Source organism: Gordonia lacunae (genome assembly GCF_002149015.1).
Classification (GTDB): domain Bacteria; phylum Actinomycetota; class Actinomycetes; order Mycobacteriales; family Mycobacteriaceae; genus Gordonia; species Gordonia lacunae.
The window spans coordinates 1-10,668 of the sequence record NZ_NGFO01000063.1; the positions used below are offsets into that span (position 1 = coordinate 1).

At 68.0% G+C, this 10,668-nt stretch carries 5 protein-coding genes; 4 read left to right on the top strand and 1 reads right to left on the bottom strand.

Annotated elements, in window-relative coordinates:
• Positions 1-414: 414 nt before the first annotated feature.
• The gene (locus CA982_RS25755) at positions 415-1,464 is read right to left on the bottom strand and encodes an alpha/beta hydrolase (protein WP_086537912.1); all 1,050 of its coding nucleotides are present in this window, start codon (positions 1,462-1,464) and stop codon (positions 415-417) included.
• Positions 1,465-1,979: 515 nt separating this feature from the next.
• Between CA982_RS25755 and gltB the strand changes: the two genes are divergently transcribed.
• The 4 genes from gltB to CA982_RS25775 all read left to right on the top strand — a co-directional run bounded on the left by gltB (position 1,980) and on the right by CA982_RS25775 (position 9,920).
• Positions 1,980-6,563, top strand: coding sequence for a glutamate synthase large subunit (gltB, locus tag CA982_RS25760; RefSeq protein ID WP_086537908.1), 4,584 nt, complete (start codon positions 1,980-1,982; stop codon positions 6,561-6,563).
• Positions 6,556-8,010, top strand: a complete 1,455-nt coding sequence (locus CA982_RS25765) for a glutamate synthase subunit beta (protein ID WP_086537909.1) — start codon at positions 6,556-6,558, stop codon at positions 8,008-8,010. The genes gltB and CA982_RS25765 overlap by 8 nt, the downstream gene beginning before the upstream one ends.
• Before the next feature lie 227 nt (positions 8,011-8,237).
• A complete protein-coding gene (locus CA982_RS25770; RefSeq protein WP_086537910.1) occupies positions 8,238-9,125 on the top strand; it encodes a cutinase family protein in 888 nt (295 codons plus the stop codon).
• A gap of 123 nt (positions 9,126-9,248) precedes the next feature.
• Positions 9,249-9,920 (top strand): DedA family protein, encoded by a 672-nt coding sequence (locus CA982_RS25775; RefSeq protein WP_086537911.1) that lies wholly within the window; start codon positions 9,249-9,251, stop codon positions 9,918-9,920.
• Positions 9,921-10,668 lie beyond the last annotated feature (748 nt).

Sequence of the window (10,668 nt, forward strand, 5' to 3'; positions counted from 1 at the left end):
CTGCCCCCGCGACAGTCAGTCCCCGACGTAATCCCGACCAGAACTGCTCGTGGACCTCAGCAGATTTGACCCGGCCTTGACCGCGACCGCTGGGCAACGAACGCCCAGCAGAATGCATCCACGTGTAGCCGGTAAACGACGACACCCCGATCGATCGGGCCGCTGCTACAACCGAGGCCCCCGCCTCGATCTCACTCCAAAACCGAGCCCGCAAATCCTCCCCAACGCGTATCCCAGCAACAGCCACCACAGCCTCCACAAGTCAGGCTGTTGCGGCGACCACTTGAACCTGCCTGGCGCCTCTGCAAGCTCCGGACGCTCCTCAGGGAGCAGAGGGGTGGCGCCTCTGCAAGCTCCGGACGCTCCTCCGGGAGCGGGGAGTGACGCGCCCTCCGCAGATCCGGACGCTCCTGATCACGGAGCAACCGGAGCTGTCACCTCGATGAACTTCGCCGCGATGTCGATGGCCGAACGCGCTTCGGCCGACAGGCGCGGGATCAGTTGGAAGACGTGCCCCTGGTCCGGCCATGCCTGGAGGACCGAAACCCCGCCGGCGCCGGTGATCTCGTCATGAGTGGCCCGGGCGTCGGCACCCATCACCTCGCGCGCTCCGTACTGGATCAGGGTCTTGGGCAGGTCCATGTCCGGCGTCAGCCGGACACGCATCCGGGGATGGTCGGGGTCCGCGGTGCGGGTGTAGAGGCGCAGGATCTTTCGGGCGGCCACCGCGTCGATGATCGGATCGCGGACTCCGGTCCGCTGATTGCGCACGGCCAGTTCGAAAGTGGGGTCGTAGAGCGGTGAGAACAGCACCATCGAACCCGGCTGCGGGGTGCCGGTCGCGTGGTTGACGGCGAGCAGGTCGAGCGCGAGGTGCCCACCGGCGGAGTCGCCCGCGATCACGATGTCCTCGGCGCGGTACCCCTGAGACAGCAGCCAGCGGTAGCCGCGGATGGTGTCGTTGCCCGCACACGGCCAGGCGTGTTCCGGGGCGAGCCGGTAGTCCAGGCTGAACGCCGGTAGACCGGTCCGGTTGCCGAGCCGCCCCACCAGGCCCCGGTGCGTCCGCGGGGAACACACCACGTAGCCGCTTCCGTGCAGGTAGTAGAGGATCCGCGAGCCGGCGACCGGCGCGGCGGCGTGCCGGCCGGTAACCCATTCGCCGCGGACCTGGCCGCCCCGGAAGTTCTCGCGCACGAGGACCACCCGGGTGTTGGCCGGAGGTGGGTTGAGGCGCTCGATCGTCCGGTTCAGCGCCGGGCGCGTCCGCTGGATCATCTGCGCCGTCACCCTCGGGTGACTGACCCCGGCTGCCGCCATCATCGGCCAGGTGACCCGGGCCAGGTAGGCATTGACCGCGCGGGAGCGCCGCGAACCGTGCGGATCGACGCCGAGGCGACCGAATGGATGCTCGACGACGATCGATGTGGCCACGGGTTCGTCCGCCGGCACAGTGACACTCATCACCTGACGGTAGATGCTCGACGCCATCCGCGAGGGTGATCGCCCCGGGCGAGATCGGGCCGCAATCCGACCGCGACCGACGACCGCGTCGCATCCCTCACCGACGGCCTCGTCGGAGTCATGCGGGGGAGTCCTCGAAACGCCCGATCCCCGTCTGACGTGCACCTGCAGTGCCATTGTGGTAGCCGGATTTCTTGACTCGGCCCTTCGCGTGGAAAAATGGCTCACAATGCTCATACGGCTGCCCGGGGGCGCTCTGGCGTGCTGCGCGCGGTAGCTGCGATGAGCAGGGTGGTTCGGGCCCCGACGATGCGGCCCGAAGGGACCGTCAGCAACGGCGCTGACCGGGACTCACCGCCGCTGTGATCGTCGGCTCTGCCCAGGTCAGCCCCGATGCGGGTGGATGACGACGACGCCGGGGACATCGCGGTCCGCGGTCCGACACGGCCGGGTGTGGCCCCAGACATTGACGACGGGTAGTGCGTGCACCCCTCGCGCGCAAAGTGAGGCGAACTATGAAGCAGGCTCCGGGACCGGTGGGTCTCTACGACCCACGCAACGAGCACGACTCGTGTGGCGTGGCGTTTGTCGTGGACATGCACGGGCGGCGCAGTCGCAACATCGTCGACAAGGCGATCATGGCGCTGGTGAATCTCGAGCACCGCGGCGCCGCGGGCGCCGAGCCCAACACCGGTGACGGTGCCGGCATCATGATCCAGGTCCCCGACCGTTTCCTGCGGGAGACCGTGGACTTCGAGCTGCCCGCGGAGGGCAGCTACGCGACCGGTATCGCCTTCTTGCCCCAGGGCTCGGAGGACGCACGCCTCGCCTGTGAGGGCGTGGAGAAGGTCATCGAGGCCGAGGGTCTGACCCTGCTCGGATGGCGCGAGGTGCCCACCAACGAGAGCTCGCTCGGAGCGCTGGCCCGCGACGCCATGCCGACCTTCCGCCAGGTGTTCGTCGGCGGCGCCGAGGGTATGGAGCTCGAGCGTCGCGCCTACGTGGTGCGCAAGCGCGTGCAGTACGAACTCGGCAACAAGGGTGCCGGTGCCGACGGCCCGGGCCGCGAGACCGTGTACTTCCCCAGCCTGTCCGGACGCACCTTCGTCTACAAGGGCATGCTGACGACCCCGCAGCTGCGGGAGTTCTACGTCGACCTGCAGGACTCGCGCGTCGAGAGCTCGCTCGGACTGGTGCATTCGCGCTTCTCCACCAACACCTTCCCGTCATGGCCGCTGGCGCATCCGTTCCGCCGCGTCGCCCACAACGGCGAGATCAACACCGTCACCGGCAACGAGAACTGGATGCGGGCGCGCGAGGCGCTCATCGACACCGAGGCTTTCGGCGCCGACGCGGCGTCGAAGATCTTCCCGATCTGCACCCCCGGTGCGTCGGACACCGCCCGGTTCGACGAGGTGCTCGAGCTGCTCCACCTCGGTGGACGGTCCCTCCCGCACGCCGTGCTCATGATGATCCCGGAGGCCTGGGAGCGTCACGAGTCGATGAAGCCCCAGCACCGGGACTTCTACCGCTACCACTCCGCGCTGATGGAGCCCTGGGACGGACCGGCGTCGGTGTGCTTCACCGACGGCACCGTCGTGGGCGCCGTCCTCGACCGGAACGGGCTGCGCCCCAGCCGTATCTGGGTCACCAAGGACGGCCTCGTGGTGATGGCCTCCGAGGTCGGCGTGCTCGACATCGACCACTCCGACGTCGTGCAGAAGATGCGCCTGCAGCCGGGCCGCATGTTCCTCGTGGACACCGCGGCCGGCCGGATCGTCGACGACGAGGAGATCAAGGACGAGCTCGCCGCCGAGCACCCCTACGGGGAATGGCTCGAGCAGGGACTCGTCCCGGTCGACGACATCGAGGCGCCGCCGCACCAGCACATGCCGCACGACCGGGTCGCGTTGCGCCAGCAGGTCTTCGGCTACACCCGCGAGGAACTCGACCTCCTGGTCGCGCCGATGGCGAAGACCGGTGCCGAGGCGCTCGGTTCGATGGGCACCGACACCCCGATCGCGGTGCTCTCCAAGCGCCCGCGCATGCTGTTCGACTACTTCCAGCAGCTGTTCGCCCAGGTGACCAACCCGCCGCTCGACGCGATCCGCGAGGAGATCGTCACCAGCGTCGGCGGCACCATCGGCACCGAGGCCGACCTGCTGAATCCCGGCCCCGAGTCGTGCCGGCAGATCGAGCTGACGTCGCCGGTCCTCGACAACGACACGCTTGCCAAGTTGGTGGAGATCAACACCAACGACGAGCTGCCCGGCTTCCGCAGCGTGCACATCCACGGCCTCTACCCGGTGGCCGAGGGCGGCGCCGGACTGCGCAAGGCGCTCGACGAGGTGCGCGCCAAGGTCAGCGCCGCGATCGACGATGGCGCGAACCTGGTGATCCTGTCCGACCGCGAGTCCGACGAGACCTACGCGCCGATCCCGTCGCTGCTTCTCACGGCCGCGGTGCATCACCACCTGGTGCGTGAGCGCAAGCGGACCCAGGCCGGCCTGATCGTCGAGTCCGGCGACTGCCGCGAGGTCCACCACGTTGCCGCGCTCGTCGGCTTCGGTGCGGCAGCGGTGAACCCGTACATGGCCTTCGAGTCGATCGAGGACATGATCGAGCGCGGTGTGCTCGGCGACCTCGACCTGGCCACGGCGCAGAAGAACTACATCAAGGCCGCCGGCAAGGGTGTGCTCAAGGTGATGAGCAAGATGGGCATCTCGACCCTCGCCTCCTACACCGGCGCGCAGCTCTTCCAGGTCATCGGTCTGTCGCAGGAGACGGTCGACGAGTTCTTCACCGGACTCAACAGCCAGCTCGACGGCATCGGCCTCGACGAGATCGCCGCCGACGTCGCGGTGCGTCACGCGCTGGCGTTCTCCGACCGTCCCTCCGAGCGCGCGCACCGCGAACTCGAGGTGGGCGGCGAGTACCAGTGGCGTCGTGAGGGCGAATACCACCTGTTCAACCCGGACACGGTGTTCAAGCTCCAGCACTCCACGCGCACCGGTCAGTACAAGGTGTTCAAGGAGTACACCAAGCTGGTCGACGACCAGTCCCGCCAGATGGCCTCGCTGCGTGGCCTGTTCGACTTCAACTTCGGCGATCGCGACCCGATCCCGATCGAGAAGGTCGAGCCGGCGAGCGAGATCGTCAAGCGCTTCTCGACCGGTGCGATGAGCTTCGGCTCCATCTCCGCCGAGGCCCACGAGACCCTGGCCATCGCCATGAACCGTCTCGGCGGCCGGTCCAATTCCGGTGAGGGCGGCGAGGATCCGCGTCGCTTCCATCACGACGAGAACGGCGACTGGCGGCGCAGCGCGATCAAGCAGGTCGCGTCGGGACGCTTCGGCGTCACCTCGCACTACCTGTCGAACTGCACCGACATCCAGATCAAGATGGCGCAGGGCGCCAAGCCCGGTGAGGGCGGACAGCTCCCACCGCACAAGGTGTACCCGTGGGTCGCCGAGGTCCGTGGTTCGACGCCCGGCGTCGGGCTGATCTCGCCGCCGCCGCACCACGACATCTATTCGATCGAGGATCTCGCTCAGCTGATCCACGACCTGAAGAACGCCAATCCCAAGGCGCGCATCCACGTGAAGCTCGTCAGCGAGGTGGGCGTGGGCACCGTCGCGGCGGGCGTGTCGAAGGCACACGCGGACGTGGTCCTCATCTCCGGTCACGATGGTGGCACCGGTGCCACCCCGCTGACGTCGATGAAGCACGCCGGGGCACCCTGGGAGATCGGCCTCGCCGAGACCCAGCAGACCCTCCTGCTCAACGGATTGCGCGACCGCATCGTGGTGCAGGTCGACGGCCAGCTCAAGACCGGCCGGGATGTCGTCGTCGCCGCCCTGCTCGGTGGCGAGGAATTCGGCTTCGCGACCGCACCGCTGGTGGTCTCCGGCTGCATCATGATGCGCGTCTGTCACCTGGACACCTGCCCCGTGGGCGTGGCGACCCAGAACCCGCTCCTGCGTGAGCGTTTCGCGGGCAAGCCGGAGTTCGTCGAGAACTTCTTCCTGTTCATCGCCGAAGAGGTCCGGGAACTCCTGGCGCGCCTGGGCTTCCGCACCCTGCAGGAAGCCGTCGGGCACGTCGAGGCGCTCGACACCACCAAGGCGCTGGCGCACTGGAAGTCGGAGAAGGCGGGCAAGCTCGACCTGTCGTCGATCCTGACGATGCCGGAATCGCCGTTCATGAACCAGGATCTGTACTGCTCGGGCGTGCAGGACCACGCACTGGACAAGGCGCTCGACCAGCAGCTGATCGCACAGAGCCGCGAGGCGATCGACCACGGAACCCGGGTGTCCTTCACCTCGAAGATCACCAACGTGAACCGCACCGTCGGCACGATGCTGGGCCACGAGGTCACCAAGGCCTATGGCGCACAGGGTCTTCCCGACGGGACGATCATCGTCGACTTCACCGGTTCGGCGGGCAACAGCTTCGGCGCCTTCGTGCCGAAGGGTGTCACGCTGCGCCTCGAGGGCGACGCCAACGACTTCGTCGGCAAGGGACTGTCGGGTGGTCGTCTGGTGGTCCGTCCGGCACGCAACGCGCCGGACGACTTCGTCGCCGAGCACAACATCATCGCCGGCAACGTGATCGGGTTCGGTGCCACCGCGGGCAAGATCTTCCTGCGCGGCATCGTGGGCGAACGCTTCTGCGTCCGCAACTCGGGTGTCACGGCGGTCGTCGAGGGCGTGGGTGACCACGGTTGCGAGTACATGACCGGTGGGCGCGTCGTCGTCCTCGGTGAGACCGGCCGCAACTTCGCGGCGGGCATGTCCGGCGGCATGGCCTTCGTCTACGACCCCGAGGGCAAGCTGGCCGACAATCTCAACACCGAGCTCGTCGACCTCGAGCCGCTCGTCGACGAGGACATCGAGTTCCTCGCCGCGATCATCGACGAACACCGTGCCGAGACCGATTCCCCGGTTGCCGCAGCACTTCTCGGCGACTGGGACACCGCCCAGACCAAGTTCGCCAAGGTCATGCCGCGCGATTTCAAGCGTGTGTTGCTGGCCATCTCCGAGGCGGAGAAGTCCGGACGAGACGTGAACGAAGCGATCATGGAGGCCGCACGTGGCTGACCCCAGAGGATTCCTCAAGCACCCCGAGCGGGAGCTGCCCGACCGCCGCCCGGTGGAACTGCGTCTGCTGGACTGGAAAGAGGTCTACACCGACTTCGACAAGGGCCACCTGAAGACGCAGGCGAGCCGCTGCATGGACTGCGGTATCCCGTTCTGCCACAACGGTTGCCCGCTGGGGAACCTGATTCCCGAGTGGAACGACCTGGTGTACAAGGACCAGTGGCGCGACGGCATCGAGCGTCTGCACGCGACGAACAACTTCCCAGAGTTCACCGGCCGCCTGTGCCCGGCTCCGTGCGAGGCGTCGTGCGTGCTGGGGATCAACCAGCCGCCGGTCACCATCAAGCAGGTCGAGGTCGAGATCATCGACAACGCCTTCGACAACGGCTGGGTCACCCCGGTCCTGCCGTCGGAGAAGACCGGCAAGTCGGTGGCCGTCGTGGGCTCCGGCCCCGCGGGACTGGCCGCGGCGCAGCAGCTCACGCGTGCCGGGCACGACGTGACCCTGTTCGAGCGGGCCGATCGCATCGGTGGTCTGCTCCGCTACGGCATCCCCGAGTTCAAGATGGAAAAGCGCCACATCGACCGCCGTCTGGCGCAGATGGAGGCCGAGGGCACCGTCTTCCGCACCGGCGTCAATGTGGGTGTCGACGTCACGGTCGAGCAGCTCCGCGCCGACTTCGACGCGGTGATCCTCGCCAACGGCTCGACCATCGGTCGCGATCTGCCGATCCCCGGCCGCGAACTCGACGGCATCCACCAGGCCATGGAGTTCCTGCCGCAGGCCAACCGGGTGCAGCTCGGCGATGAGGTCGAGGGCCAGATCTCGGCCAAGGGCAAGAAGGTCATCATCATCGGTGGCGGCGACACCGGCGCCGACTGCCTGGGCACCTCGCTGCGCCAGGGCGCCGAGATCGTCCACCAGTTCGAGATCATGCCGAAGCCGCCGATCGAGCGCGCCGAGTCGACCCCGTGGCCGACCTACCCGCTGATGTACCGCGTGTCGTCGGCGCACGAAGAGGGCGGCGAGCGCGTCTTCTCGGTCAACACCGAGCAGTTCATCGGTGAGGACGGCAAGGTCACCGGTCTCAAGGCGCACGAGGTCGCGATGCGTGACGGTCGCTTCGAGAAGGTCGAGGGCTCGGACTTCGAGCTGGAGGCTGACCTGGTGCTGCTCGCCATGGGCTTCGTCGGTCCCGAGCGCGAGGATCTTCTCGACAAGATGGGTGTCGACTACGACCCCCGCGGGAACGTGAAGCGCGACAACAACTTCGCCGCAGTCGGACAGCCGGGCGTCTTCGTCGCCGGCGACGCCGGTCGCGGACAGTCACTCATCGTGTGGGCCATCGCCGAGGGCCGGTCGGCTGCGGCGGCCGCTGACAAGTTCCTCACCGGGGCATCGGACCTGCCGGCGCCGATCGTGCCCACGCAGGTCGCGCAGCGCTGATCGCGCGTCCCGCACCGAACAGCACCGAACTCCCGCTCACCCGGTCAGGGTGGGCGGGAGTTCTGCGTGTAACCCATCACCGTGCTGGGTAGATCGGTCCCGGCGTGCCGGCCGGCTGATCACCGTTCTCCGGGTGTTCCGCGGGCTGCACCACACCGGCGGGGCACCCGCCCTACACTCGCCTCATCGCAGTCGGGCCTCACCGGCCAGTACGAAGGGAACGGACCATGCGTCGGATCGCCGCGACCGTGTGCGCGCTGTTGTGTGTCGTCTTGGCCGGAGGCGGCGTCGCCCTCCCGAAGGCCGACGCCGCGCCGCGCGGTTGCCCGGAGATCTACGTGCTCGCCGTGCCCGGCACCTGGTCCAACGGTGCCAATCCGGGCCTGCTGGCCGAGGTCACCGCCGGGCTCGGACCGGAGACCCGGGTGCAATACGTCGGATACGACGCCACGGCGTTCCCCTGGGAGAAGGCGATCTACGGCAAGTCGAAGGCGCAGGCCGTGGCCAACACGACGGGACTGGCCCTGCAGATGCTGCGCCGATGCCCCGGCACCCGGATCGCGCTGGTCGGCTACAGCCAGGGCGCCGACGCCGCCGGTGACCTGGCCTCCGAGATAGGTACCGGACGCGCAGCCATCAAGCCGGGTCAGGTGGCCGGCGTCGTGCTGATCGCCGATCCGCGACGGTCCAAGCGCGACAACCTGGTCGGCCCGCCGCTGCGCGGCGAAGGCAGTGGCGGACCGCGCCTCGACAGCATGGGCTGGGTTCTGCCGAGGGCGTTCACGATCTGCGAACCCACCGACGTGTACTGCAACGTGCCCCGGGACTACTACGTGACGCGGATCGTCGGCTACCTCGCCGAGACCAGTGACCCGACGCCGAGCCAGGTCGGCCAGTACCAGGCGGAGGCGGGGGCGATCCTCGCCGAACTGCTCACCCTCGGTGGCCCCGGTGAGATCGTGCAGGAACTCGGCGATGAGCGGGCCCGCGAACAGATCAGGTCGTTCAACCGCTTCCTGCAGTCCGGGTCCCACGGGACCTACCGCGACTTCGAGGTCAGCCCGGGGGTGACGGCGGTGCAGTGGGCCAACCGGTTCCTCGCCGGCCTCGCCTGAGGCATGCGGCCGGCTGACCTGCGCGGCAACCGGGTGAATCGGATGCCCTACTAGAGTGGCGCCCGAGGCGGTCACCGATGTCGGGGACCAGCCGACCGCCCCTCGGACAGACGGACTCATTCCTTGCCAACGCAGCTCGCCGCCGTACTCGCCCAGACCGACCCGTCCCAGGGCCACAGCGGTTTCATCGGCTGGATCCTGGACCTGATGGACACACTCGGCGAACTGGGTGTCGGCGTGGCGATCCTGCTCGAGACCTTCCTGCCGCCCATCCCGTCCGAAGCGGTCCTCCCCGGCGCCGGGTTCCTCGCCTACGAGGGCCGCATGAACGTCTGGCTTGCCTGGGCGGCCGCAACCGTCGGTTCGCTCGTCGGCGCCTGGCTCTGGTACTGGATCGGTGCCGCTCTGGGTCGCGACCGCACGCGGCGTCTCGTCGGGCGGCTCCCGCTGCTCGACCACGACGACTTCGACAAGGCGGAGGAATACTTCGTCCGCTGGGGTGGACTGGCGGTTCTGCTCGGGCGGTGTGTGCCGCTGGTGCGTTCGTTCGTCTCGATCCCCGCCGGCATCGAGAAGATGCCGTTCTGGCGCTTCACCGCCTACACGACGCTCGGTTCGGGAGTGTGGAACGCGCTGTGGATCGGGATCGGCTTCGGTTTCGGGCCGGCCATCGCCCCGGCACTGGAACGCTGGAGCGGCGTGCTGTCCAACATCGTGATCCTGGTGCTGGTCCTGATGATCGCGTGGTTCGTCGTGAAGCGGGTTCGCCGCCGGCGCATCAACGCCACCGGGTAGGAACCGGTCCGGGAATACCGCGCGCCGAAGCGCAGTTGTACCCCGCGACGGTGACGGACTCAATGCCCCGGGTCCCACCCTTTTGCCGCTACGAGCGGTCGTTTGCCGAGAGGCGCACTGGCCGGCACCGTCCTTCAACGAGCCGAAGCCGCCGATCCCTCAGGGTCGGCGGCTTCGGTCTTTCACGCCCGGTAGAGCGCCTCCTGAGCGCAGCCCTCGGCTGGCTCCGAATGGTCGACAAGGACCGCGTCGAGTCATTCATGCAGGTGAGGGGCGCGTCGCTACCCGCGACGTAACGCTTCGCGTGGAATGATCGATCTAGCCGTCGTGTGCGGCACTCGCCACTTCGGGACCCTGAGGTGCGGGATTCACACGTGTCGGCAGTCGCGGGGGACGTGGCGGAGGCCACGCCGAACTCCGGCGACACGATCGGGAACAGCCGCTACAGTAGAACAAAGTTTGAGTCCGTTGTAACGAAGTGAAGTATCAGGAAGTGATTGGTCATGAAGTTGGCTGACACCTTTCATACGCCCCGCCGCGGCTCCCTGCTGAACTCGCTCACCGGTGGGCGACTCGGAGGACGCCGCGATTCCCCGATGATGTTCCCCGCCGAAGCGGAACGTCTGATCACACCGGCCGAACTCAGACGGTTCGGCGTTCGGTCCTAGGCCCTTCGAGGCTCGTCGCTTTCGCTCCTCGCACCTCAGGGGGCGGGCGGGGGCAGTWCGTCGCTTTCGCTCCTCGCACC